General features: G+C 71.3%; 26 protein-coding genes and 1 tRNA gene. 7 read left to right on the top strand and 20 right to left on the bottom strand.

Going from position 1 to position 24729, the window contains the following annotated elements; genetic code table 11:
- Positions 1–22 precede the first annotated feature (22 nt).
- The 6 genes from tatA to ASD56_RS10105 form a co-directional block, all read right to left on the bottom strand.
- Complete coding sequence (gene tatA / locus ASD56_RS10080; protein ID WP_055965097.1) at positions 23–280, bottom strand: Sec-independent protein translocase subunit TatA; 258 nt, start codon at positions 278–280, stop codon at positions 23–25.
- 87 nt (positions 281–367) lie between these two features.
- Complete coding sequence (locus ASD56_RS10085) at positions 368–1330, bottom strand: helix-turn-helix transcriptional regulator (RefSeq protein WP_055965100.1); 963 nt, start codon at positions 1328–1330, stop codon at positions 368–370.
- Positions 1327–2322 (bottom strand): helix-turn-helix transcriptional regulator, encoded by a 996-nt coding sequence (locus tag ASD56_RS10090; RefSeq protein WP_055965102.1) that lies wholly within the window; start codon positions 2320–2322, stop codon positions 1327–1329. Before ASD56_RS10090 ends, ASD56_RS10085 begins: the two co-directional genes overlap by 4 nt.
- An 86-nt stretch (positions 2323–2408) precedes the next feature.
- A complete protein-coding gene (locus tag ASD56_RS10095) occupies positions 2409–3323 on the bottom strand; it encodes an FKBP-type peptidyl-prolyl cis-trans isomerase (protein ID WP_055965105.1) in 915 nt (304 codons plus the stop codon).
- A gap of 9 nt (positions 3324–3332) precedes the next feature.
- The gene (locus ASD56_RS10100; RefSeq protein WP_055965108.1) at positions 3333–4337 is read right to left on the bottom strand and encodes a tRNA (adenine-N1)-methyltransferase; all 1005 of its coding nucleotides are present in this window, start codon (positions 4335–4337) and stop codon (positions 3333–3335) included.
- A complete protein-coding gene (locus ASD56_RS10105; protein WP_200947500.1) occupies positions 4334–5017 on the bottom strand; it encodes an HAD family hydrolase in 684 nt (227 codons plus the stop codon). The genes ASD56_RS10100 and ASD56_RS10105 overlap by 4 nt, the downstream gene beginning before the upstream one ends.
- A 132-nt stretch (positions 5018–5149) precedes the next feature.
- Between ASD56_RS10105 and ASD56_RS10110 the strand changes: the two genes are divergently transcribed.
- On the top strand, positions 5150–6016 hold the full coding sequence (locus ASD56_RS10110) for a PAC2 family protein (protein ID WP_055965111.1): 867 nt from the start codon (positions 5150–5152) through the stop codon (positions 6014–6016).
- A 33-nt stretch (positions 6017–6049) separates the two neighbouring features.
- Here the strand turns inward: ASD56_RS10110 and ASD56_RS10115 are convergent, their stop codons facing one another.
- The 3 genes from ASD56_RS10115 to ASD56_RS10125 all read right to left on the bottom strand — a co-directional run bounded on the left by ASD56_RS10115 (position 6050) and on the right by ASD56_RS10125 (position 8842).
- Positions 6050–6874 carry an undecaprenyl-diphosphate phosphatase gene (locus ASD56_RS10115; protein WP_055965114.1) on the bottom strand — a complete coding sequence of 275 codons (825 nt, stop codon included), beginning with the start codon at positions 6872–6874 and terminating at the stop codon, positions 6050–6052.
- Positions 6875–6921: 47 nt separating this feature from the next.
- Positions 6922–8217, bottom strand: a complete 1296-nt coding sequence (locus tag ASD56_RS10120) for a M20/M25/M40 family metallo-hydrolase (RefSeq protein ID WP_055965117.1) — start codon at positions 8215–8217, stop codon at positions 6922–6924.
- Positions 8218–8284: 67 nt separating this feature from the next.
- Positions 8285–8842 (bottom strand): hypothetical protein, encoded by a 558-nt coding sequence (locus tag ASD56_RS10125; protein WP_055965873.1) that lies wholly within the window; start codon positions 8840–8842, stop codon positions 8285–8287.
- A 162-nt stretch (positions 8843–9004) separates the two neighbouring features.
- Between ASD56_RS10125 and ASD56_RS10130 the strand changes: the two genes are divergently transcribed.
- Positions 9005–10210 carry a sensor histidine kinase gene (locus ASD56_RS10130; protein WP_055965119.1) on the top strand — a complete coding sequence of 402 codons (1206 nt, stop codon included), beginning with the start codon at positions 9005–9007 and terminating at the stop codon, positions 10208–10210.
- A complete protein-coding gene (locus ASD56_RS10135; protein WP_055965122.1) occupies positions 10207–10809 on the top strand; it encodes a response regulator transcription factor in 603 nt (200 codons plus the stop codon). Before ASD56_RS10130 ends, ASD56_RS10135 begins: the two co-directional genes overlap by 4 nt.
- Before the next feature lie 70 nt (positions 10810–10879).
- On the opposite strand, the gene ASD56_RS10140 is transcribed toward ASD56_RS10135, so the two are convergent.
- The 4 genes from ASD56_RS10140 to ASD56_RS10155 all read right to left on the bottom strand — a co-directional run bounded on the left by ASD56_RS10140 (position 10880) and on the right by ASD56_RS10155 (position 14647).
- A tRNA-Leu gene (locus tag ASD56_RS10140) sits at positions 10880–10965 on the bottom strand.
- Positions 10966–11032: 67 nt separating this feature from the next.
- The gene (locus ASD56_RS10145) at positions 11033–12115 is read right to left on the bottom strand and encodes a VIT1/CCC1 transporter family protein (RefSeq protein WP_055965125.1); all 1083 of its coding nucleotides are present in this window, start codon (positions 12113–12115) and stop codon (positions 11033–11035) included.
- Positions 12116–12291: 176 nt separating this feature from the next.
- Positions 12292–12771: a hypothetical protein gene (locus tag ASD56_RS10150; protein WP_055965126.1), complete on the bottom strand. Its 480-nt coding sequence runs from the start codon at positions 12769–12771 to the stop codon at positions 12292–12294.
- 25 nt (positions 12772–12796) lie between these two features.
- Entirely contained in the window at positions 12797–14647 is a 1851-nt protein-coding gene (locus tag ASD56_RS10155; RefSeq protein ID WP_055965129.1) for a DEAD/DEAH box helicase, read from the bottom strand.
- A 133-nt stretch (positions 14648–14780) separates the two neighbouring features.
- On the opposite strand from ASD56_RS10155, the gene ASD56_RS10160 reads away from it, so the two are divergent.
- Positions 14781–15626, top strand: coding sequence for an SGNH/GDSL hydrolase family protein (locus ASD56_RS10160; RefSeq protein ID WP_055965131.1), 846 nt, complete (start codon positions 14781–14783; stop codon positions 15624–15626).
- Between the two features lie 16 nt (positions 15627–15642).
- On the opposite strand, the gene ASD56_RS10165 is transcribed toward ASD56_RS10160, so the two are convergent.
- The gene (locus ASD56_RS10165) at positions 15643–16452 is read right to left on the bottom strand and encodes a TrmH family RNA methyltransferase (protein ID WP_055965134.1); all 810 of its coding nucleotides are present in this window, start codon (positions 16450–16452) and stop codon (positions 15643–15645) included.
- Positions 16453–16532: 80 nt separating this feature from the next.
- Between ASD56_RS10165 and ASD56_RS10170 the strand changes: the two genes are divergently transcribed.
- Genes ASD56_RS10170 through ASD56_RS10180 form a run of 3 tightly spaced genes read left to right on the top strand, consistent with a single transcriptional unit; the run spans position 16533 to position 18401 of the window.
- Entirely contained in the window at positions 16533–17384 is an 852-nt protein-coding gene (locus ASD56_RS10170; RefSeq protein WP_055965137.1) for a Sir2 family NAD-dependent protein deacetylase, read from the top strand.
- Between the two features lie 26 nt (positions 17385–17410).
- Entirely contained in the window at positions 17411–18016 is a 606-nt protein-coding gene (locus ASD56_RS10175) for a histidine phosphatase family protein (RefSeq protein WP_055965139.1), read from the top strand.
- 10 nt (positions 18017–18026) lie between these two features.
- Entirely contained in the window at positions 18027–18401 is a 375-nt protein-coding gene (locus ASD56_RS10180; RefSeq protein WP_055965142.1) for an iron chaperone, read from the top strand.
- Here the strand turns inward: ASD56_RS10180 and ASD56_RS10185 are convergent.
- Genes ASD56_RS10185 through ASD56_RS16195 form a run of 6 tightly spaced genes read right to left on the bottom strand, consistent with a single transcriptional unit; the run spans position 18377 to position 24689 of the window.
- A complete protein-coding gene (locus ASD56_RS10185; protein ID WP_055965145.1) occupies positions 18377–18580 on the bottom strand; it encodes a hypothetical protein in 204 nt (67 codons plus the stop codon). The genes ASD56_RS10180 and ASD56_RS10185 overlap by 25 nt on opposite strands.
- Positions 18577–19383 carry an HpcH/HpaI aldolase/citrate lyase family protein gene (locus tag ASD56_RS10190; protein WP_055965147.1) on the bottom strand — a complete coding sequence of 269 codons (807 nt, stop codon included), beginning with the start codon at positions 19381–19383 and terminating at the stop codon, positions 18577–18579. Before ASD56_RS10190 ends, ASD56_RS10185 begins: the two co-directional genes overlap by 4 nt.
- A complete protein-coding gene (locus ASD56_RS10195; protein WP_055965875.1) occupies positions 19380–19880 on the bottom strand; it encodes a MaoC family dehydratase in 501 nt (166 codons plus the stop codon). The genes ASD56_RS10190 and ASD56_RS10195 overlap by 4 nt, the downstream gene beginning before the upstream one ends.
- A gap of 5 nt (positions 19881–19885) precedes the next feature.
- Positions 19886–21037, bottom strand: coding sequence for an acyl-CoA dehydrogenase family protein (locus tag ASD56_RS10200; protein WP_055965150.1), 1152 nt, complete (start codon positions 21035–21037; stop codon positions 19886–19888).
- An 18-nt stretch (positions 21038–21055) separates the two neighbouring features.
- Positions 21056–23080, bottom strand: a complete 2025-nt coding sequence (locus ASD56_RS10205) for an acetyl/propionyl/methylcrotonyl-CoA carboxylase subunit alpha (protein ID WP_055965153.1) — start codon at positions 23078–23080, stop codon at positions 21056–21058.
- 4 nt (positions 23081–23084) lie between these two features.
- Positions 23085–24689: a carboxyl transferase domain-containing protein gene (locus ASD56_RS16195; protein ID WP_055965156.1), complete on the bottom strand. Its 1605-nt coding sequence runs from the start codon at positions 24687–24689 to the stop codon at positions 23085–23087.
- Positions 24690–24729 lie beyond the last annotated feature (40 nt).

Consider the following 24729-nt stretch of genomic DNA (forward strand, 5'->3'; position numbering starts at 1 on the left):
GGCGAGCCCGCCGTTGCCACGGTCAGGACTTGGGTTCGGGGTTTCCGCCCGCGTCCGTGCGACCATCGGTCGCCGGCTGCTCCACGGCGGAGGCGGTGCCGACCGACGCGGCATCCGTCTTGGAGGCGTCGTCGTCCTTCATCGCCTTCATCTCACCCTTGAAGACGCGCGCGGACTGACCCATGCTCTTCGCCAGCGCCGGCAGCTTCGCCGCGCCGAACAGCAGCAGGATCACAGCGAGGATGATCAGGAAGTGCCACCCTGTGAGGCCTTGCAGCATGTCGATTTCCTTTCGGCGGGTCCGGATTCAGTGTAACCCGCAGTCACCGGCACGGGTGCAGGCGCGGGCGAACATCCGGCGAACAGATCAGCGGTACTGCGCGAGCCCCGCCTCGGCCCACTCGGCCGCGGCGCGCCTCGCGGCCGACGGCTCGAGGATCTCGACGAGTCCGCCACGACGGGCGGCGAGGCGCCGGAGGCTGAATTCGTCGGCCACCCGCATGGTCGCCACGGCCCCGGCCGGAGTGCTCTCCAGGGTCGCGCGGTCGAGGTACTCGCCGAGCAGCGGCGCCACGGACTCGGGGAACCGCACCCGCGCCACCACGTCGTCGTCTGCGGGCTCGAACCACGCCGGTGCCGGCTCGCTCGCATGCGTGGTCGGGATGTCGGTCAGCTCGAGGTCGCTCACCCGGTCGAGGTGGAACGTGCGCATCGCCTCGCGCAGGTGGCACCACCCCTGCAGGTACCACTGGCCGTCTGCGATGTGGACCTTGACCGGATCGACGGTGCGGGTGGTGGGCCCGGCGTCCGGAGCCTTGTACGTGAACGAGACCGCGACACCACGGCGGAGGGCGCCGGCCACGGCGTCGCGCACGGTGTCCACCGGACCCGGAGCGACGATGACGTCGGCCGGTGCGCTCGAGGCGCCGCGGGCCAGCTTCGCGAGGAGCCCTGCGAACAGGTCGGTGTCGCCCACGCCGGGGATCGTCCGGGCGAGCTGAAGGCCGGCCAGCAGCGCCGCCGCCTCCCGGGCGGTGAGCTTGGGCGAGCGCTCGAGGCCGACGGAGTTCGTGATCACGATGAGATCGCGCTGGTCGAGCAGATCCCAATCGATGTCGAACAGATCGTTCGCCATCTGCCAGTAGCCGCCGTCGCCGGGCAGGCCGATGACGGTGAGCTTCTCGACCATCGACCGCATCTGGTCGGGCGTCACATCGAACTCGTCGGCGGCCTCGGCGATCGACACCTCGCCCTTGCCGATCAGGTACGGGACGAGCTGCAGCATGAGCGCGGCGCGATCGGTCGCGACGAGGGTGCGGCGGGCGGTCATGCCGGGACTCCGTTCAGATCGCGTGCTGCCGCGAGCCGTTCGATGACCTGTTCTCTCAGCGCAGCGGGCTCGACCACGCGCACCTCGGGGCCGTACGAGGCCAGCTCGTCGGCGAAGATGTGGATGTCGACGAACGGGACGCGGATGCCCTGCTCGGCCGGCGTGGCGCGGCGGGTCAGTCGCAGCGCCGCCTCGGTTCCGGGGTTCACCTCGAGCAGCGACGAGTTACGGGCCGCCACCTCCTCCAGGCCGCGGAGGGCGCGCTCCCCCGCGCCCTCGCGCAGGACGGGATCGAACGCGGAGCGCGTCACCGTGACGGGACCGACGACGCGAGAGAGCAGGAAGGTCCGGTCGGCGGCCGCATCGAGGTCGATGCCGAACACGTGCCAGCGGGCCTCGTACTCGACGAGCGCGAGCGGTTGCACGCGACGCGTCCGCGGGTGCTCTTCCCCCGGCTTCAGGTACGGGAAGGTGACCACGCGAGCCTGCTCGATCGCCTGGTGCAGCACCGGGAACGCCGGATCCCGCATGCTGATGCGCGGCGAGTAACCGATGATCGGCTCGTCGACCGCGATTCCCAGCGCGCGGATCTTGCGCAGGCCGCTGCGGGCGTCGTCCGACATGGAGCTCTCGCTCCACACGCCGCCGGCGAGATTGAGCAGTGCAAGTTCGGCGGGCGTGAAGACGATGTCCTCGGGCAGCGCGTACTCGGCCGTCGGAACCCGGTACCGGGCCTCGCGGAGATCGTCGGGGTCGGCCCAGTCGCCGATGGTCTCGATCGGGACGCCGAGGCCGCGCAGGCTCTCCTTGTCGCGCTCGAACATCTTCTCGAGGGCGTCCTTGGAGGCCCCGGCCACACTCTGCTCGCGGTACCCGGCCACCGAGCTGAGGATGGTGTCCTTCGTGAGGCCCTGGTCGGTCGCCATGAGCGCGACGACGAGGTTCACCAGCCGCTCTTCGGGCGGGTTCTTCACGGGCGTGTTCGCGGGCACCCACTCATCCTAGGCTCGCGTGGCCCACCGGGACCGTCGACGAGCCCGTCGCGCGGCGACCCGGTCCGCCGTGCGGCATGCCGGGATCAGGACGCGGTCTGGAGGATGCCGAGGATGTCGATGACCTTGATCGTCGCGGTGCCCGCGGCGTCGCCCTCACCCGGCACGATCACCATGACCTGCGAGCCCACGGTCTGCCCCTCGAGGGCCTCGGTCAATGCGGGGTCCTCGCCCATCTGGATGAGCTCGGGCTGCTGCTCCCAGGTGTTCGAGACGACTTCTCCGTCAGACCACGAGACGCTCAGCGTGTGGGCCACCACCGACGAGTCCGCGGCGACGACGGGGCCGTCGCCCTTCTTGATCGTCTGCACGACGACCTCGTCGGGGGCCGCGGCATCGGGAACCACGACACCGGGGCGACCGTCGGGTGCGCGCACCACGGAGGGCAGCCCGCTGCCGGTGTTGAACTGGTCGGCGCCGTCAGCGGCCGCGAGGAACACCTGGTCGACTCCGACCACCGCGATCACCGATTCATCCGGAGCGAGTCCGAGAGCGGACGCGATCTCGGGATCGATGTCCTCGGGTGCCATGGCGATGACGACACGCGACCCCGCGCTCGCGCACTCGAGAGCCTCGCTCCAGGTCGGCATGACCTGAGTGAGCGGCGCCAGTGAGCCGAGGAACGCGCCGCCCTCGACCAGCGGAGGAAGCTCCTCGCCCGTCTCGCCGGAGACCATCGTGATGTCGAGCCCGACGATCTGCTCGTCCCGCGTGATGGCGGTCTCGCCGTCGCCCTCCTCGACCGTGGCGGAGGAGCTCTCCTCGGTGTGGAACGGCGTGTAGAAGTCCACCTCGCCCGCGGACTCGCCGACCTGCACGAGCTCGAGGAGCTCGGCGTCGGAGGCGGACGGGGAGCAGTCGGACGAGCCGGGCAGCGAGCAGCCGGCGAGGCCGACGGTCGCGAGCCCGAGGATCACGAGGGCAGCGGGGAACTTGCGCACCGGAACAGTCTAGGTGGAAGGAGCGTCCTCGCCTGCGGCGGCCGCCTGGCGTGCGCCGTCGGCGGCGCGCTGCGCTTCGCGCACGCGCTTGCGGAGGTTCTTGTCGGTGATCTCTCGGTCACCGACCGCGCCGGGGGTCCACAGCTCGACGTCCTCGTCGCCGTAGCTCGACTTCGACGCCCGTCGCTTGACCTCGGGCGGCACCGCGCCCGGCGCGAGCCGGCGCGCCGTGAGCAGGAAGCCGGTGTGCGCGACCATGCGGTGGTCCGGACGCACGGCGAGCCCCTCGACGTGCCAGCCGCGGACCATGGTCTCGCTGGCCTCCGGGCCGGTGTACAGGCCCGTGCTGCGGATGTACTCGGCCACGCGGCTCAGCTGCGTCGCGGTCGCGACGTAGCAGAGCACGACTCCGCCCGGCGTGAGCGCGTCGGCGACGACGTCGATGCACTCCCACGGGGCCAGCATGTCCAGGACGACACGGTCCACGGATGCCGGGGCCACGGCATCCGGAAGCGCCTCGACGAGGTCGCCCACCACCACGTCCCAGTTCTCCGGGGTCTCGCCCAGGTAGGTCTCGACGTTGGCGCGCGCGACGTCGGCGAACTCGGGTCGGCGCTCGAACGAGATGAGCCTTCCCTCCGAGCCCATCGCGCGCAGCAGCCAGAGCGACAGCGCCCCCGAGCCGACACCCGCCTCGACGACGACCGAGCCGGGGAACACGTCCACCTCGGCGATGATCTGCGCGGCGTCCTTCGGATAGATGATCGCCGCACCGCGGGGCATCGACATCACGAAATCGCGGAGCAGCGGCCGCAGCGCGAGGTACTCGTGCTCGCCGCTGTTCGCGACCACCGAGCCGTCGGGCTGGCCGATCAGCTGCTCGTGCTTGAGCACGCCGTGGTGGGTGTGCAGCTCGCCGCCTTCGCGGAGGGTGATCGTGTGCAGCCGGCCCTTGGGCCCGGTGAGCTGCACGCGGTCGCCGATGCGGAAGGGCCCGCGGGGTCGTTCGGTCACTTTGCGGCCTCCTTGGCACGGTGGTCGGCATGGAAGGATGCCAGGTCCTGGGCGGTCCGGCCCTCGAGCGTGGGCCAGACGGCGTGAGCACCGGCGCCGGCGATGGACACCATCAGCGGCACGCCGATGACGGCGGCACCCGACGCGACGGCCGAGCGGAGCCCGGTGGGTGAATCCTCGATCGCGACGACCTCGGCGGGCGTGACGCCCAGGGCGTCGCACGCCTGCAGATAGGGGTCCGGGAAGGGCTTGGGCCGGGTCGAGTCGTCGCCGGCGATGACGACGTCGAAGGCATCGAAGTCGATCAGGTCGACGACGGTGGTGGCCATGCGCCGCAGCGACATCGTCACCAGTCCGGTCTTGATGCCGGCCCGCCGGAGATCCGCCAGGAGCTCGCGGGCGCCGGGCCGGAACGGCACTCCGGTCTCGCTCAGGCTGCGCATCACGTCGTCCGTGAGGTGGTCGATGATGTCCTGGACGCCCATCCGGACGCCGGCGTCCTGGAAGATGCGGGCCGAGTCCTCCAGGCCCTTTCCGACGAGCCCGAGCGCCTGCTCGTGAGACCAGGTTCCGCCGAAGCGCTCGACGAGCGGAGTCTCGGCGGCCATCCAGTACGGCTCGGTGTCGACGAGGGTTCCGTCCATGTCCCACAGGACGGCGGACAGTGCGGGGGCGCTCACTGGTCCATGTTACCGGCCGGGATCGGAGCCGCCGTCTCGAGGACTCATCCCGGGCGCGCGCACGGAGGTCGGCCCAGGACGCCGCGGCGGGCATATCCTGGAACGACCCGCACGGCGGGTGGAGGAGGTCTCGTGGACGGACTGGGACGCCGAGTGCTCGTCGCCGCGTTCGACGGGTGGAACGACGCCGGCGAAGCCGCGTCGTCGGTCATCACGCAGCTGCGCGAGAGCGGCACCTACGAGACCGTGTTCTCCGTCGATCCCGAGCTGTACTTCGACTACCAGTACACGCGGCCGCAGATCGCGACGGATGCCGACGGCAAGCGCATCCTGCAGTGGCCCGAGGCGTCGCTGCTGCGCCCCACGCGCACGACGCGCGGCGGGACCCAGCTGTGGCTGCTCACCGGCGTCGAGCCGGCGCGCGCCTGGCAGGCCTTCGCCGCGGAGTTCATGGACGCGGCGCTGCGCGAGGACATCACGGGCTTCGTCTCGATCGGCTCGATGATGTCGGACGTGCCGCACACCCGGCCGATCTCGGTGTTCGCCGGAAGCGACAACGACGCCCTGCGCACCGCACTCGAGCTGGAGCGCAGCACCTACGAAGGGCCCGTGGGCATCCTCAGCGTCCTCGGCCACGCGGCTGACGCGGCCGGCATTCCGTCGGCGAGCCTGTGGGCGAGCGTCCCCCACTACGTCGCGGGGCACACGCCCTCGCCCAAGGCCACACTCGCGCTGCTCGACCGCCTCGAGGACATCACCGGGGCCACCGTGCCCCGAGGCGAGCTGTCGACCGAGGCGGCGGCGTGGGAGGCCTCGATCGACGCGGCCGCGGCCGACGACGAGGAGATGACCGAGTACATCCGGCAGCTCGAGCGCACGCGCGACACGTGGGACTCCCCCGAGGCGTCCGGCGACGCGATCGCTCAGGAGTTCGAGCGCTACCTGCGCCGCGGCGGCGACGGCCCCACGAAGCCTGGGCGCGACGACCCGCGCCGGTAGCGGCATCCCGCGCCGGCCCGGTGTGCCGTGGCGTCAGGACGCCGCGATGACGCCTGTGCTGAGGAGTACCAGCAGCAGCGTGCCGAGCGCGACGCGGTACACCACGAACGGCAGGAAGCTGTGCTTGGAGATCCAGTTCATGAAGAACGCGATCACGCCGAGCGCCACGAAGAACGCGACGACCGTGGCGACGGCGGTCTCGGCGAGGGTGAAGACGCCCGGCTCGTTCCAGCTCTTGAACAGCTGGTAGAAGCCGCTGCCGAACACCGCCGGAATCGCCAGCAGGAACGCGTAGCGCGCGGCGGCGGCGCGCTCGAACCCCATGAAGAGGCCCGCGGTGATCGTGCCGCCCGATCGTGAGACGCCGGGGATGAGGGCCAGCGACTGCGCGAAGCCGTAGACGACGCCCTGCCCGATCGTGATGTCCTGGAGCTTGCGCTTCTTCGCCCCGACGTGGTCGGCGATGCCCAGCAGCACGCCGAAGAAGATGAGCATGCCGGCGACGAGCCAGAGCGAGCGGAACGTCGTCTCGATCTGGTCCTGGAACAGCAGTCCGAGCACCACGATCGGGATGCTGCCGACGATGATCAGCCAGCCCATCTTCGCGTCCGGGTCGTTGCGCGGGATCTTCCCGAAGAGCGCACGGAACCAGTTCCCGATGATCCGCACGATGTCGCGCCAGAAGAACAGCACGACGGCCGCCTCGGTGCCGATCTGCGTGATCGCGGTGAAGGCGGCGCCGGGGTCCTGCGCGGACGGCAGGAACTCCCCCATCACGCGCAGGTGTGCGCTGGAGGACACCGGGAGGAACTCGGTCAGACCCTGGACGAAGCCGAGGATGATCGCCTCGAGGAGCATGGACGCCTTTCGGTGCAGGATGCCGGCGGCCGCGGCATCCGCTGATGTCAGTAGGTGCGGAGCAGATCGGCGAGCACGCGCTGGCCGAAGACGAGGGCGTCGATGGGGACGCGCTCGTCGACGCCGTGGAACATGCCGGTGAAGTCGAGGCCGGCGGGCAGCCGCAGCGGGGCGAACCCGTAGCCGGCGATGCCGAGGGCCGCGAGGGCCTTGTTGTCGGTGCCGCCGCCCATCAGGTATGGGATCACCGGCACGCCGGGGTCGTGGCGGCCGAGCGCGGCGACCATGGCGTCGACGAGATCGCCCGAGAAGGGCACCTCGAGGCCGATGTCCTGGTGGACGATCTCGACCGTGACGTCGTCGCCGACGATGCGGCGGATATCGGTCAGCGCCGCCTCTTCGGTGCCGGGCAGCACCCGCACGTCCACGAGCGCCTCGGCGCGGTCCGGGATGACGTTGTGCTTGTAGCCGGCGGTGAGGCCGGTCGGGTTGGTGGTCGTCCGCAGCGTGGAGCGGAGGAAGCCGGATGCCGCGCCCGTCGCGGCGGCGACGGCGTCGGGGTCGCTCGCGGCGGTGCCCGTCAGGTCGCCGAGGCGCTCGACCATCTCGCGGGTCGTGTCGGTGAGCGTCACCGGCCACTGCGTGCGGCCGAGGGCCGCGACGGCGGCGGCGAGCGTCGTGATGGCGTTGTCGCCGTGGTAGCTCGAGCCGTGGGCCGCCCGGCCCCGAGCGACCAGCCGGATCCACACGAGCGCCTTCTCGCCCACCTGCAGCAGATACGCGCGGCGGTCGTCGACCGAGATCGAGTATCCGCCGACCTCGCTGATCGCCTCAGCCGCGCCGTCGAACCACTCCGGCTTGTCGTTCACGACGAGCGCCGACCCCTCGACCCCGCCGTTCTCCTCGTCGGCGAAGAACGCCAGGATCAGGTCGCGCTCGGGCTGCTCGCCCGCGCGGAGGATGTCTCCGACGGAGGTGAGGATCATGGCGTCCATGTCCTTCATGTCGACCGCGCCGCGGCCCCACAGCATGCCGTCCTTGACGACGCCCGCGAACGGGTCGACGCTCCAGTCCTCCGCGATCGCGGGCACGACGTCGAGGTGACCGTGCAGGACGAGGGCGGGCTTGCCGGAGTCGCGTCCGGGAACGCGCGCCATGACGTTCGTCCGCCGCGGGATCGGCTCGTAGTACTCCGGCGTCAGGCCCAGCCGCTCGAGGTAGGCGCCGACGTATTCCGCCGCCTCACGCTCGCCGGCAGCGCGTCCGCCGCCGTGGTTCGTGGTGTCGAAGCGGATGAGGTCCCGGGCGACGGACGCGACCTCGGGCAGTTCGGCTTCGGGCATGCGCTCAAACTTACCCGGGCCTCCCGGCCATCGCCTGTCAAAGGCGGCCGGGAGGCCTTCCCGGGCCTCAGTGGGCGACGGACAGGACCCCTGTGACCACGAGCGTGATGAGGGTCGTCCATCCGATGATCGCCACCGCCTGCCAGATGAGGATGCGCGCGACCCCGGTGCCCGCCCCGGCGAGCATCGTCGCGGTGAACTGCGTGGGCAGCAGCAGCGGGCCGAGGAGGCTCACTCCCGGAACGCCGTATCGGTCGAACGCGCGCTGGAACTTCGCCTGCCGGGCGGCCCCGCGCTCGTCGGCGGCAGCCGGCGCGACGTCGGCCTCGGCTCCGCCGGCTCCGCCGGTGCGCGCGCCGGCGGCAGCGAGCCGGCGCGCGCGGGTGCGGGTGACGACGGCCGACCGCGTGCGGGCCGTCAGCAGCACGAGGATCGCCACGCACACGAAGTTGCCGACGATCCCTGCCGCGGCGGCCACGACGGGATTCAGCCCCCCGATGATGCCGATGGCGGCTGCACCCTCGCCCTCGATGAACGGGACAGCGCCCGCGGCCGCCACGATGAGCGGCTGAACGAGGTCGGGCACCTGTGCGACGAGGTCCTGGAAAGTGTCGATGAGGCTCATGAGCGGCCCTTCGGTGGATGCGGGCTGTGCCGCGCGCCGGATCTCGACGCCACACCAGTCCATCGGCGTCCTGACCCTGTCGGAAGTGCCGCCCTGTCACCACTTGCCGTGTGCTCCTCCCGCGCGGGGCATGACAAGTGTCATGCCCCTATCGTGGGACCCATGGCCCGCCTCGATCCCGCTGCTGCGCGCCGCGGGCCCAGCCCGGAGACCACGAGGCTGCGTCTGAGCCGCAACGTCACGGCGACGTGGTGGTACACCGTCAGCGCGGTCATCTTCCTCGAGGTGATGGTCGTCCTGACGTGGGCCGCGGCCCTGATCGAGGCCGGGCGGCCGTCGACGGCGGTCCTCACCGTGGTCGCAGGCGGACTGGCATGGGTGGCGTCCACCGTGCCGCTCCTGCTGTTCTACCGCCATCGCGGCGACGAGGGCACGTGGGCACGGTGGCAGCGGCTGCTCCTGCCGCTCGCGATCGCGGCCCTCGTGGGCGCGGTGTGCGGCGCGATCTCGGGAGTCTGGATCGTCGGGGTCCTGCCGCTGGTGCAGTCCATGCTGCTGCTGAACTGGCCGGCAGGTCTTCGCCTGCGGATGGTGGTCGCCGCAACCCTGCTCCTCGGGGCGGTGTGCTTCATCGACGCACGTTCCGCCTTCGCTGCCGATCCCGACGTCAACTGGTGGCTCGTGGCGTTCTTCAGCACGTTCCTCCCCGTGATGTCGGTGTTGTCGCTGTGGTGGTGGGACGTCCTGATCACCCTCGATCTCGCGCGGGCGTCGGAGGCGCGTCTGGCAGCGACTCAGGAGCGGCTGCGCGTGGCCACGGACGTGCACGACCTGCAGGGACATCATCTGCAGGTGATCGCGCTCCAGCTCGAGCTCGCGGAGCGGCTGATGGCGAACGATCCGGATGCCGCGCTCGAACAGCTGCGCGCCGCGCGCGGCAGCGTGGACGAGGCGCGGCAGGGCACCCGCGATCTGGCGACCCGGTTCCGCTCGGTCCCCCTCGTCGACGAGATCGCCAATGCCGCGGATCTTCTCGCAGCGGCAGGCCTGTCGGTGAGCACCTCGGTGGGTGAAAAAGCTGACACGGCACCGGCCGCCGTGCTGGGGCCCATCATCCGCGAGACGACGACCAACGTGCTGCGTCATGGCGGCGGCGGATGGGCGCGTCTGGCGCTCACGCGGGATGCCGCCGGCTGGCACTACCGGATCGAGAACGATGCCGACGCGGTCGCCCGAGACGTCGACGGCGCCGGACTCGACGGCATCGCCCGGCGCGTCGACGATGCGAATGGGAACCTCGACATCGTCCACGAGGACGGCGAGTTCTCTCTCGCGGTCCACCTCCCGGCGGCGGAGAGGGACCGATGATCCGCGTGCTGCTCGCCGATGATGAGGCGATGATCCGCTCTGCGCTCTCCGCCCTTCTGCGCCTGGAGCCCGACATCGACGTGGTCGCGGAGTGCGTCGATGGAGAGGAGGCGGTCGCTGAGGCTCTGCGACTGCTGCCCGACGTCTGCCTCCTGGATCTCGAGATGCCTGGGCTCGACGGCGTGGAGGTCGCGGCGCGACTGACGCGCGCGATCGCCACGCGCTGCATCGTCGTGACCCGCCATGCGCGGCCGGGAGTCCTTCGGCGTGCGCTCGCCTCCGGCGTCTCCGGCTTCCTGCCGAAGTCGCGCGGCGCCGACGAGGTCGCCGGTGTCATCCGGCGCGTCGCCGCCGGGGGCCGTTACATCGATCCTGAAGTGGCCGCCGATGCGCTCAGCGACGAGCGCGCGCCATTGAGCGTTCGCGAGCTGGACGTTCTGCGGGCCGGCCGGCGCGGCGAGACCACGGGTCAGATCGCGCGCACGCTGTCGCTCGCCCCCGGAACCGTCCGCAACCATGTGTCGGCGATTCTCGCCAAGCTCGGCGTCTCGACGCGACAGCAGGCGGTGATTCTCGCCGAGGAGCGGGGCTGGATCTGAGCCGTCGAGGCGCGGTCGGGACGAGCCTGGAAACGACGAAGGCCCCCTTTCGGGGGCCTTCGCTTTCCTGTGCGCGAGGGGGGACTTGAACCCCCACGCCCGTTAAAGGGCACTAGCACCTCAAGCTAGCGCGTCTACCTATTCCGCCACCCGCGCAGGTGGATTTCGGTTTCGCAACCGAGGAATGACATTACCAGACTCCGGAGCCCACCAAGAACCGCGCTCACCCGACCGACACCCCGAACAGCAGTCCCAGGGCGTACGTGACGAGGGCGGCGCCATACCCGATCGCGAGCTGACGCAAGGCGCGGCGAAGGGGCGGGCCGCCCGAGAGCAGGCCCACCGTCGCGCCCGTCGCGAGCAGCGCGATGCCGACGAGCACGAGCGCAAGGACCACGGCCGCCGGCCCGCTGAGACCGAAGATCCACGGCAGTACCGGGATGATCGCGCCGGACGCGAAGAACAGGAAGCTCGACACGGCGGCGCCCCAAGCCCCGCCGACGACCTCGTGCTCATCCTGCGCCTCGGCGGGCAGCCGGTAGGGCTCGGTCCGGTCGGCCGCCTGCGCCACCGCGACGACCCGACGGGCTCTCGCCAGGGCCTCGGCCTCCGGCATCCCGCGCGTGCGATAGACGAGCGCGAGTTCGTTGGCGTCGACATCCAGGTCGGGCAGCACATGGTCCGCGAAGTCGCTCGGCTCGGTGGCGGCGAGCAGCTCGCGCTGGGAGCGCACCGAGACGAACTCCCCCGCGCCCATGGAGAGCGCGCCGGCGAGGAGCCCGGCGAGACCGCTGAACAGCACGAACTGGGACGAGACTCCGGTCGCACCCACGCCCATCACGAGCGCAAGGTTCGAGACCAGGCCGTCGTTGGCGCCGAAGACGGCGGCGCGGAAGGTGCCCGACAGCCGCCGGCGGCCGCGGGCCGCGAGGCCGCGCACGACCTCGTGGTGGATCTTCTCGTCGGCGGCCATGGCCGGCGTCGCGAAAGGCTCGTCGTCGTAGGGCGACCGGGCTTCGGCGTTCTGCGCGAGTGCGAGCACGAAAATTGAGCCGAAGCGCTTGGCCATGGAGCCGAGGAGGCGCGTGCGGACGTCGGGGCGCGGCAGACGTGCCGGTTCGCCGCCGAGCAGCTCGAGCCAGTGCGCCTCGTGACGTCCCTCCGCATCGGCGAGGGCCAGGAGGATCTCGCGCTCCTCGCCCGTGCGCCGGGCGGCGAGCTCGCGGTACACGCGCGCCTCGGCGCGCTCGTTCACGAGATAGCGGGCCCAGCGGCGCTGATCGCCAGTCGGTGCGGGCGCGGTCACAGAAGCCTCCAGGGCGGGGGTCAGGGGGTCATCCCACGGTACCCACGCCTTCGGGGCGGTCCGGCGCGAATCCGCGGATTGCCAGCATTTCGGGGCTCCGAACCGCATCCTCGGGCGTTCGTCTGTGCGACATCGACCTTCGGCGCGGCGCGGCGGGTCGATCTCGCACAGATGAATCAGGCAGCCGTGGCGTCGAGGCGGCGCCGCAGCCCGCGCTCCCCGGCCCGCATGACGTGTGCGTGCGCGCGCCGGAAGACCGGGCGCAGCAGCCACGCGGTGCGGTTCATCCACGCACGTCGGGTGACGACGTGCCAGCCGATGACGATCGTGGATGCCGCGTCCCCGCGCGGCTCGATCCGCAGCGTCCCGCGGCCCGTCAGGTCCCCGTCGCTCCTCACGGTCAGGCGTCGCGGCGGGTCCACCTCGCCGAGAACGAGCCGGACCCGCAGCCGGTAGCCCAGCGGACTGCGCACAAGCAGTCCGAGCTCCTCCCCCGCGACGAGTCGCCGCGCGGGGCGGGTGCGCGTGACCGCCGGCCACCACGACGTGTTCGCGTCCGTCTCGGGCGCCGTCAGCATCCGCGTCAGCTCGTCCCAGGCCCGATCCGCGCCGACCGGCACCTCCCAGCGGGAGACGAAGGAGTACTCGGCGGGCATCCCGGAAGTGTAGGCCGCAGGTCCGTCAGGAGTGCACGCGCTTGCGGAGCACGTCGATGCGGGCCTGCAGCTGCGCGACCGTCGCGTGCGAGACCGCGGGCCCGCCGCAGATGCGGCGCAGCTCGGCATGGACGGCACCGTGGGGCTCGCCCGACTGCCGGGCGTACAGGCCGACCAGGCTGTTGAGCAGCTGGCGCTGCTCCTTGAGCGAGCGGTGGAGCGCCTGCGGCAGTGCCGGCTCAGCACCCTCGCCCGGCGGATTCTGGGCCTCGCGGGCCTCGCGCGTCCGGCGATGGCGCCCCTGGCGCTGCTGGCGCTGCATGAGGAGCTCGTGGACGTGCTCGGGCTCGAGAAGGCCGGGGAGCCCGAGGAACTCCTCCTCCTCGGGCGTTCCGGGCACCGCGAGCTGGCCGAACTCCTTGCCGTCGAAGAGCACGCGGTCGAAGTGGGCCAGCGAGCCCAGCGCCTGGTACTCGAACTCCTCGGTCAGCGCGTCGGAGGCCTTGTCCTCGCGCTCCGCCGCGTCCATCATGTCTTCTTCGGCGTTCCAGTCGTCGCCGTCGCTCTCGCGGTCGAGCGCGTGATCGCGCTGGCGCTCCATCTCGTTCGCGAGTGCGAGGAGCTGCGGGACGTTCGGGAGGAACACGCTGGCGGTCTCGCCTCGGCGCCGCGCGCGCACGAAGCGGCCGATCGCCTGCGCGAAGAACAACGGCGTCGAGGCGGACGTCGCATAGACGCCGACGGCGAGGCGGGGCACGTCGACGCCTTCCGACACCATCCGGACGGCGACCATCCACCGGCTGTCGCTCTTCGAGAACGTCTCGATGCGGGAGGACGCCTCGGCCTCGTCCGACAGCACCACGGTGGGCGACTCGCCGGTGATCTCGCGCAGGATCTCGGCATACGCGCGTGCGGCCGTCTGATCCGTCGCGATCACCAGGCCACCGGCATCCGGCACCTGCTCGCGCACTTCGCTCAGGCGACGGTCGGCGGACCGCAGGACGGCGGGAATCCACTCGCCCTCGGGGGCGAGTGCCGTGCGCCACGCCTGCGAGGTGATGTCCTTGGTGTTGTCCTGCCCGAGCTGCGCCTCCATCTCGTCGCCGGTCTTGGTGCGCCAGCGCATCTGGCCCGCATAGACCATGAAGATGACCGGGCGCACGACCCCGTCCTCGAGGGCGCGACGGTAGCCGTAGGCGTAGTCGGTCCGCGAGAGCCGGATGCCCTTCTGGTCGGGGTGGTACTCGACGAACGGGATCGGCGCGGTGTCGCTGCGGAACGGCGTTCCCGACAGCAGCAGCCGCCGGGTGGCGCGGCTGTAGGCCTCGCGCAGCGCGTCGCCCCAGCTGAGCGCGTCGCCGCCGTGGTGCACCTCGTCGAGGATCACGAGGGTGCGGGCGTCCATGATCAGGCGCTGATGGACGGATGCCTTGACTGCGACCTGCGCATAGGTGACGGCCACTCCGTGGTAGTGCCGCGCGGGCACGGAGTGACGGTTGCTGAAGGCGGGATCGAGCCGGATGGAGACGCGGGCCGCGGCATCCGCCCACTGCGTCTTGAGGTGCTCGGTCGGGGCGACCACGACGATGCGATCGATGATCCGGCGCCGCAGGAGCTCGCTCGCCAGTCGCAGCGCGAACGTCGTCTTGCCGGCGCCCGGTGTCGCCGCGGCGAGGAAGTCGCGCGGACCGCCGCCGGGTCCGTCCGGACCGTCGAGGTCGAAGTAGAGGTCCAGCGCCTCGGCCTGCCAGGCGCGAAGGCGCTGCGCGGTGCCCCACGGGGCGCGCTGCGGGTAGGTCGGTGAGAGATGCTCGGCCGCGAAGCTGCCGAAGTGCGGCTCATCGCGGGTGGCCTCGAGGACGGCCTCGTCGTCCATTCGCACCTCCCCCACTGCCGCGCACAACGAGACACCACACTAAACGACCCGGGCGACACCCTTGCCGCCGGCACGGACGGGCGGGGTCCGACGCCCGCGATAGCCTGGCATCGGCCACGAACCGAGGAAGCACATGAGCGACGATCACCGCACTCCCTTCATTCCGAATCCGCAGCCGCATCCCTGGCGCCGCTTCGTCGCCGTCGGCGATTCGTTCACCGAGGGCATCGGCGATCCCGACCCGACGTCGCCCGGATCGCACCGCGGCTGGGCGGACCGGGTCGCCGAGGTGCTCGCCGCACAGGTCGACGACTTCGCGTATGCCAACCTCGCGATCCGCGGCAGGCTGATCGGTCAGATAGTGGCCGAACAGGTCGAACCGGCCCTCGCGCTCAAGCCCGACCTCGTCACGTTCTCGGCGGGCGGCAACGACGTGATCCGGCCCGGCAGCGACCCGGACGCGGCGGCGCAGCTGTTCGAGGACGCCGTGGTCCGCCTGGGCAGCGAGGGCGCGACGGTCGTGGTCTTCACGGGGATCGACACGAACTTCACGCCGGTGTTCCGCGGCATCCGCGGCAAGGTCGCGATCTACAACGAGAACATCCGTGCGATCGCCGACCGGCACGACTGCATCGTGGCCGACCAATGGGCTCTCAAAGAGGTGCAGGACATGCGCTTCTTCGACGATGATCGCCTGCACTACAACCGGCTCGGACACCACGAGGTCGCGCGGATGGTGCTGCGCGCTCTGAACGTCCCCAATGACCTGCAGCCGATGCAGCCCGACCCGTTCCCCAACCGCACGTGGCGCGAGGCTCGAGCCGTCGACCTGGTGTGGGCGCGCGAGTTCCTCGTGCCGTGGGTGCTCCGGCGGCTGCGGCACCAGTCGTCCGGCGACTTCGTGACCGCCAAACGGCCCGACCCGACGCCGATCACGACCATCGTGCCGAGTGCCGATGAGGCGGATGCCGACGACTGACTCCTGCCGGAGCGTGTCAGGCGCTGCGGCCGGGACGCAGCTCCCACAGCGCCACCGCCGAGGCGGCGGCCACGTTCAGCGAGTCCACGCCGCCGGCCATCGGGATGGTGACGACCGTGTCGGCGGCCGCGAGCGCGGCTCGGCTGAGCCCGTCGCCCTCCGCGCCGAGCATCAGGGCAACCGGTCCCGGCACGGACGCGCGGAAGTCGTCGAGCGCGACGGCGTCGTCCGCCAGGGCCAGGGCGGCGAGGTGGAACCCCGCTTCGTGAAGGATGCCGCGTGCCTCGGGCCACTTCGGCAGACGCGTCCACGGCACCTGGAACACGGTGCCCATGCTGACGCGCACGCTTCGGCGGTACAGCGGGTCGGCGCATCGCGCGCTCACGAGGACCGCGTCCGCGCCCAGCCCTGCGGCCGCGCGGAAGATCGCCCCGACGTTGGTGTGGTCGACGAGGTCCTCGAGCACCACGACCAGCCGGGCGCCGGCGATCACGTCCGCCACCGGCGCCGGCGTCGGCCGGTGCATCGCGGCGAGGGCCCCGCGATGCACGGCGTAGCCCGTCAGCTGCTCGGCGATCGCGGCATCCACCACGTAGACCGGCGTTTCGGGGTGCGCCGTGAGAACAGGTTCGAGGTCGGGCAGCCACTTCTCCTGCACCAGGACCGAGCGCGGCGTGTGGCCTGCGGCGATCGCCCGGCCGATCACCTTCGAGGACTCGGCGATGTAGAGGCCGCCCTCGGGCTCGAGCACCCGGCGCAGCGCGACGTCGGTCAGATCGCGATAGTCGGCGAGTCGTTCGTCGTCCGGCGCCGTGACCCGTTCCATCCCCACCCGTCCACTCTCGCACGCGTCGTAACATCCCGGTAAACCACGACGCCTACACTCTGACCCGAAGGGGTGATTCCGTGACTACCGTGACCGAGCACGACGCTGCTGCGACCGACGCCGTCTCGCGCGCGGTCGAGGCGCTGGCCGGACGGCGGATCGCGGTGCTCACGGGTGCGGGCGTATCGACCGATTCCGGCATCCCCGACTACCGCGGCAAGGGCGCACCCGTGCGCACGCCGATGACCGTCGAGCAGTTCCTCTCCAGTGAGGCCGCCAGGCGGCGGTACTGGGTCGGCAGTCACCTCGGCTGGCGGGCGTTCGCCGCGTCCGAGCCGAACGGCGGACACCTCGCCCTCGCCGACCTCGAGCAGAGCGGCATCGCGACGGGCGTCATCACGCAGAACGTCGACGGGCTCCACCTGCGCGCGGGCAGCCGTCGGGTCGTCGAGCTCCACGGCACGATGCGCCGCGTGTTCTGCACCCACTGCGGCCAGGTGTTCGACCGACGGGACCTCGCCCAGCGCGTCGAGGCGGACAACCCGTGGATCCTGGTGCCCGAGAACGTCGCACTCGGACCGGACGGCGACGTCCTCCCCGAGACGAGCGAGGACTTCGTGGTGCCGGTCTGCACCGTCTGCGGCGGGATGCTGAAGCCCGACGTGGTCTTCTTCGGCGAGTACATCCCCGCCGAGAAGTTCCGCGAGGCCGAGCAGCTGGTCCACACCAGCGAGGGCCTGGTCATCGCCGGCTCCTCGCTCGTCGTGAACTCCGGCATCCGTCTCCTGGAGCGCGCTCGGCGGCGGCGGCTCCCCGTCGTGATCGTCAATCGCGGGCTCACGCGGGCCGATGCGCGGGCGACCGTGAAGGTCGAGGGCGGCACGAGCGAAGTGCTGCGTGCCCTCGCCGACGCCCTCCCCTCAGCGCGCTGACAGGCGCGTGGCCGTAGGCTCTCCGGGTGACCGCGCTGACCCTCATCCGCCACGGCGAGACCGACTGGAACCGCGCCGGGCGCATCCAGGGCTCGACCGACATCCCCCTCAACGACACCGGCCGCGAACAGGCCCGCGCCGCGGGGATCGCTCTGCGCGACGCGCGTGACGCTGCCGTTCCCGTGACCGTCGTCTCGAGCGACCTGTCGCGCGCACGCGAGACCGCGGAGATCATCGCCGCAGAGCTCGGTGTCGGTGCGCCGCGGATCTACGCCGGCCTGCGCGAGCGCTCGTACGGCGAGGCGGAGGGCATCGAGGGGGCGGAGTTCTTCCGGCGATGGGGTGGCTGGGGTGCCGCGGACGTCCCCGGCGCCGAGCCGCTTCCGGTGCTCCGGGAGCGAGTCCTGAGCGCCCTGGCCCTCGCGGTGCGGGACCATCGTCGTGCCACGGCCCCGGGTGCCGCCTCACTGGTCGTGGTCGCCCACGGCGGTGTCATCCGCGAGCTGCTGCGCCACGCGTCCGGTGGCGAGCTCCCCGCGGACGGCGAACGCCTCGCCAACGGCTCTGCCCACGATCTGCTGTACGAGCGGGAGCGCCTGCGCCTCCTGGCCTACGCGGGGGCCGCGGTCTAGGCTCGGCTCCATGCCGGCAGCCGCGACCATCGACGAGTACATCGCAGGCTTTCCCTCCGACGTCTCCGAGCGCTTGAGCAGGGTCCGCACCGAGATCGTCGAGGCGGTCGCCTCCGAATCGGGCGAGCAGCCCGAAGAGAAGATGCGCTACGGCATCGCGGCCGTCATGCTCGGCGGCCGCTACGCGCTGCACTACGCCGGCTGGAAGAAGCACATCGGCCTCTACCCCGTGCCGGCCCTGCCGGAGAAGCTCGAGGCCGAGGTCGCGCCGTTCCGTGCCGAGAAGGACTCCGTGGTCTTCCCGCATGACCGCGAGGTGCCGTACGAGCTGATCGGCCGGGTCGCGCGCGAGATCGCGGCTCAGCGCGTCGCGGCGAACGACTGACCGCGGGCAGCGAGCTCTTCGGCGAGGATCCGAACCGCCTTCGGGCCGACGCCGTGGATGGCCAGCAGCTGGTCCGGGGTCCGCTCGAGCAGATCCTCGTACCCGGTGATCCCGTTGAGGGCGAGCTCGCGCGACGCGACCTTGCCGATCCGCGGGGTCAGCGGCGAGACCTCGCTCATCGAGCGGCTCGCCGCAGGACCGCGCGCGCGTGCCGCAGCACCGGCTCGTCCACCATGCGCCCCTCGTACGTGAAGACCCCGCGCTCGCCCTCGGCCGCGGTCAGCACGGCGTCGGCCCATGCGACGGCCTTGTCGTCGGGGCGGTAGGCATCGCGGATGATCGCGACCTGGCTCGGATGGATGCACGCGGTCGCCACGAAGCCGGATGCCGCGGCATCCGCCGCCTCGATGGCCAGGCGCTTGGTGTCGGAGATGTCCAGGTGCACGGCGTCGATCGCCGCCTTGCCCCGCGCCGCGGCCGCCAGGAGCACCCGTGACCGGGCGTAGCGGGCGATGTCGCGGTAGCGGCCGTTGGGCTTGCGGCTGGAGGTGCCCCCGATGCTGGCGACCAGGTCCTCCGCGCCCCACATCAGCGCGCTGACGTTGCCCAGCGCGGCGATCCGCTCGACCTGGGCGACTCCCTTGGCGGTCTCGCACAGGGCGATGACCTCGAACCGCTGGTCGATCCTCTGGAGACGCTTGGGCGACTCGCACTTGGCGACCATGATCCGCCGGTAGTCGGTCTGCGACAGCGTGGCGAGATCCGACACGAAGTCATCGGTGCCGGGCGGGTTCACGCGCACGATGACGCGGTCGGGGTCTAGCTCGGACTCGATGACGGCGCCGCGCGCCGCGGCCTTGGCGTCCGGCGCCACGGCGTCCTCGAGATCGAGGATGACCGCGTCGGAGCGCTCCAGCGCCTTCGCGTACCGCTCCGGGCGATCCGCGGGGCAGAACAGGATCGCGGGACCCAGCGACATCATGACTCTCGCCCATCGACGGGTGCGCACCACATGAGCGCGACGCGCGTCGCCGTCGCGACGACGTCGCCGGCCTGATTGCGGCCGGTGTGGCGCAGCGTCACGATGCCCTGCCCCGGTCGCGAGGACGACAGCCGCTTGTCGACCACCTCGGTCTCGGTGTACAGCGTGTCGCCGTGGAAGAGCGGTGCGGGAAAGGCGATGTCGCTCAGGCCGAGCTGGGCGACGAGCGTGCCCTGGGTGATCTGCGAGACGGATGCGCCGACCATGGTCGACAGCGTCCACATCGAGTTCATCAGCCGCTGGCCGAAAGGCTGCGACTCGGAGTACGCGGCATCCAGATGCAGCGCCTGCGTGTTCATGGTGAGCGACGAGAACAGCACGTTGTCGGCCTCGGTCGCGGTGCGGCCGGGCCGGTGCGCGTAGCGCGCCCCGACTTCGAGCTCGTCGAAGTACAGCCCCCGCTGAACGATCTCCTTGCCCTGGCCGCTGTCGCTCACCTGAGTCACGCTACTCCGAGCGCCCGCGCGATGACGAGCAGCTGCACCTCGTTCGTGCCCTCGCCGATCTCGAGGATCTTGGAGTCGCGGTAATGGCGAGCGACCGGATACTCGTTCATGAAGCCGTTGCCGCCGAACACCTGCGTGGCGTCGCGGGCGTTGTCCATGGCGGCGTCGCTCGCGGTGAGCTTGGCGATCGCGGCCTCGGCCTTGAACGGCTTGCCGGCGTCGCGCAGGCGCGCGGCGTGGTGCCACGCCAGCCGGGCGTTGTGGACCCGCAGCTGCATGCGCGCGAGCAGGAACTGGATCCCCTGGCGCGTCGAGAGGGCGTCGCCGAACACGGTGCGCTTCTTGGCATAGTCCACGGCGGCTTCGAGGCAGCCCTCCGCCGCACCCGTCGACAGTGCGGCGATCGCGATGCGCCCCTCGTCGAGGATGTGCAGGAAGTTCGCGAAGCCGCGGCCGCGCTCGCCGATCAGGTTCGCCTCCGGTACCCGCACGTCCTGGAACGTGAGCGGGTGCGTGTCGGAGGCGTGCCAGCCGACCTTGTCGTACCCGGGCTCGACGGTGAAGCCGGGGGTGCCGGTCGGCACCATGATGGTCGAGATCTCCTTGCGACCGTCGCTTTCCCCCGTCACGGCGGTGACGGTCACGAACCGGGTGATGTCGGTGCCGGAGTTGGTGATGAACTGCTTCGAGCCGTTGATGACCCACTCGTCGCCGTCCAGCTTCGCGGTCGTGCGGGTGGCGCCGGCGTCGGAGCCCGCCTCGGGCTCGGTGAGGCCGAAGCCGGCGAGGCCCTTTCCGGCGAGCAGATCGGGCAGGAGCTCCTGCTTCTGCGCCTTCGTGCCGAAGCGGAACACCGGCATGGCGCCGAGGCTGACGCCTGCCTCCAGCGTGATCGCGATGGACTGGTCCACGCGGCCGAGCGCCTCGATCGCCAGGCACAGTGCGAAGTAGTCGCCGCCCTGACCGCCGTACTCCTCGGGGAACGGCAGGCCGAACAGTCCGAGGTCGCCCATCTGGGCGACGACGTCCATCGGCAGGGTCTTGGTGCGGTCGGCCTCATAGGCCTGCGGTGCGACGACCTCGTCGGCGAAGTCGCGCACCATGCGGGCGAGCTCGCGCTCGTCGTCGGTCAGATTGAAGTGGTCCATGGGATCTCCTCGGGGTGGTCAGGAGCGGGAATCGGATGCCTCGTGGGCGGGTTCGGCGGAAGCGGAGACGTGAGCGAGAACCTGGTCGCGGCGCACCTGCTCGCCGGTGGCGACGTCCAGTCGCACGACACCGCCGTGCGGGGCGAGGACGGGGTGCTCCATCTTCATTGCCTCGATGGTGACGATGCGCTCACCGGCGGCGACGGTCGCGCCGTCGCTCACGTGGACCGCGACGACGGCGCCGGGCATCGGTGCGCGCAGCTCGGGGTCGGTCGCGGCGGCATCGCGGTCGCGCTCGGCCAGGCGCTTCTCCATCGCCTGCCGGCGGGTGAGGGGGCGCACACGGTGGGTCGCGCCGTCGGCATGGACCCAGGTCCAGCCGTCGTCGTCCTGCGCACCGACTGTTCCCGAAGGGATGTCGGTCGCCGAGCCGGCGGCCCGCCAGCCCTGCCTGCCCACCGGCACGACCGGCAGACCGACCCCATCCGGCAACACGACCTGGCGCACGTCACCGGTCGACGTCTCGACGGCGACGGAGCGGACCGTGGCCGCGCTTCCGGCACGCCAGCCCGATGCGCGGCGCCACAGGGCCCCTGCGCGACGGTCGCTGTCATCGGCGGCCCGTTCGATGATGTCCGCCGTCATCGCGGCCACGCGCAGCGCAGCAGGTGAGGGCTCGCGCGCCTCGAACGGCGGTATCCGGTCGATGAGGCCCGTGTCCATCGCTCCCTCGCGCACGCCGGGATCGGCCAGCAGCTCGCGGAGGAACCCGATGTTGGTGTCGAGGCCGAGCAGCACGGTCTCGGCGAGGGCGGCATCCAGCCGTTCGAGTGCCTCGATCCGGTCGGCGCCGTGCGCGATGACCTTGGCGATCATCGGGTCGTAGTCGGCCGAGACGACGCTGCCTGATTCGACCGCGGCGTCCGTCCGGACTCCCCGCGCTTCGCGCCACACGGCGACGGTGCCGGTCGCGGGCAGGAAGCCGCGCTCGGGGCTCTCGGCGTAGACCCGCGCCTCGATCGCATGACCGTCGAGGCGGACATCGCCCTGGGCGAGGTCGAGCGGCCGCCCGGCGGCGACGAGCAACTGCTGCTCGACCAGGTCGACACCCGTGACGAGCTCGGTCACGGGATGCTCGACCTGCAGGCGCGTGTTCATCTCGATGAAGAAGAACTCGTCCGGCCGGTCGCCCGCGACGAGGAACTCGACGGTTCCCGCGCCGCGGTACTCGACGCTTGCTGCCGCTGCGCACGCGGCAGCGCCGAGCCGGGCTCGGGTCGCGGCATCCACCACCGGCGACGGCGCCTCCTCGATGACCTTCTGGTGACGCCGCTGCAGGGTGCACTCGCGCTCTCCCAGGTGGATCACCGCGCCGTGCGCGTCGGCGAGCACCTGCACCTCGATGTGACGCGGGCGCTCGATCAGCCGTTCGAGCAGCAGGGTGTCGTCCCCGAACGCGGCTGCCGCCACGCGGCGAGCGGTCGCCAGCGCCTCGGGCAGCTCGGATTCGGACCGCACGACCTGCATGCCCTTGCCACCGCCACCGGCCGAGGGCTTCACGAGGAGCGGGTAGCCGGTCGACGCGGCGGCGGCCGCGATCTCGGCATCCGTCATGCCGGCGGCGCTGAAGCCCGGCACCGTGGGGACGCCGTGCGCGATCACCTGCTCCTTGGAGCGGATCTTGTCGCCCATGACCTCGAGCGCGCGCTCCCCGGGGCCGATGAAGACGACGCCCGCCTCGGCGCAGGCCCGGGCGAAGGCGACGTTCTCGGAGAGGAAGCCGTACCCCGGGTGGATCGCCTCGGCGCCGGTTTCGCGAGCAGCCGCGATCACGGCATCGATGGAGAGGTACGAAGCGGATGCCGCGGCCGGCCCGATCCGCACGGCGACGTCTGCTTCGCGGACGTGTGGTGCATCGGCGTCGGCATCGCTGTACACCGCGACGGAGCGGATGCCGAGCCGCCGGAGCGTGCGGATGACACGGCGGGCGATCTCGCCGCGATTGGCGACGAGCACGGTGGAGAAGGGAGCGATATCGGTCACAGGGTCACATCCGGAAGACGCCGAAGCGCGGTTCGGGCAGAGGGGTGCGCGAGACGACGTCGAGTGCGAGGCCCAGCAGATCGCGAGTGTCCATCGGGTCGACGACGCCGTCGTCCCAGAGCCGGGCGGTGGCGTAGTAGGGGCTCCCCTGCTCCTCGTACTGCGCGCGGATCGGGGCCTCGAAGTCGGTCTGCGCCTGTGCCGGCCACTCTTCGCCGCGCGCCTCGAGCTGGTCGCGCTTGACCGTCGACAGCACCGAAGCCGCCTGCGGACCGCCCATGACCGAGATGCGGCTGGCGGGCCACGTCCACAGGAAGCGCGGCGAGTACGCCCGCCCGCACATGGAGTAGTTGCCGGCTCCGAAGGATCCGCCGATGACGACGGTGAGCTTGGGCACGCGCGTCGTCGCGACGGCCGTGACCATCTTGGCGCCGTCCTTCGCGATCCCGCCGGCCTCGGCATCCCGGCCCACCATGAAGCCGGAGATGTTCTGCAGGAACAGCAGCGGCGTTCCGCGCTGGTCGCACAGCTCGATGAAGTGCGCACCCTTCTGGGCCGACTCGCTGAAGAGCACGCCGTTGTTGGCGACGATGCCCACCGGGTGGCCGTGGATGTGCGCGAACCCCGTGACGAGGGTCTCGCCGTACTCGCGCTTGAACTCGTGGAACTCGCTGCCGTCGACGAGCCGCGCGATCACCTCGCGCACGTCGTAGGGCTGATTCACGTCGACCGGCACGACACCGTACAGATCGGCAGGGTCGACCGCGGGCGCGATGCCGGGCCGCACGTCCCACGCGGGCTCTGCGGGCAGCGGCAGCGTGGCGACGATGTCGCGCACGATCTCGAGCGCGTGCTCGTCGTCCTCGGCGAGGTGGTCCACGACGCCGGATCGCTTGGCGTGGAGCTCTCCCCCGCCGAGCTCCTCGGCGGTCACCACCTCGCCGATGGCGGCTTTCACGAGGGGCGGGCCGCCCAGGAAGATCGTGCCCTGGTTGCGCACGATGACCGTCTCGTCACTCATCGCCGGCACGTAGGCACCGCCGGCGGTGCACGAGCCGAGGACGGCGGCGATCTGCGGAATGCCCGCCGCCGACAGCCGCGCCTGGTTGAAGAAGATGCGGCCGAAATGGTCGCGATCCGGGAACACCTCGTCCTGCATGGGCAGGAACGCGCCGCCGGAGTCCACGAGGTAGACGCAGGGCAGCCGGTTCTCGAACGCGATCTCCTGCGCGCGCAGGTGCTTCTTCACGGTGAGTGGATAGTAGGTGCCGCCTTTGACGGTGGCGTCGTTGCAGACCACCATCACCTGGCGCCCGTGGACGAGCCCGATGCCCGCGATCACGCCTGCGGCCGGGGCATCCCCGCCGTAGAGACCCTCTGCCGCCAGCGGCGCGACTTCGATGAACGGGCTGCCTTCGTCGAGCAGCCGCTCGACGCGCTCACGAGGAAGGAGCTTGCCGCGGGCGACGTGCCGGGCGCGCGACGCCTCGGGGCCGCCCTGCGCGACGGCGGSGAGCCGGTCGCGCAGCGCGGCGGCCAGCTCGGCCTGCGCGGCGGCGGTGCGGGTGAAGGACTCGTCATGGACGACGGCGGTCGTCAGCGCGCTCATGTCGTTTCCACCAGGTGCATCTCCATTGACGTCACGATCG

It is taken from the genome of Microbacterium sp. Root166 (genome assembly GCF_001427145.1).
Lineage (GTDB): Bacteria > Actinomycetota > Actinomycetes > Actinomycetales > Microbacteriaceae > Microbacterium.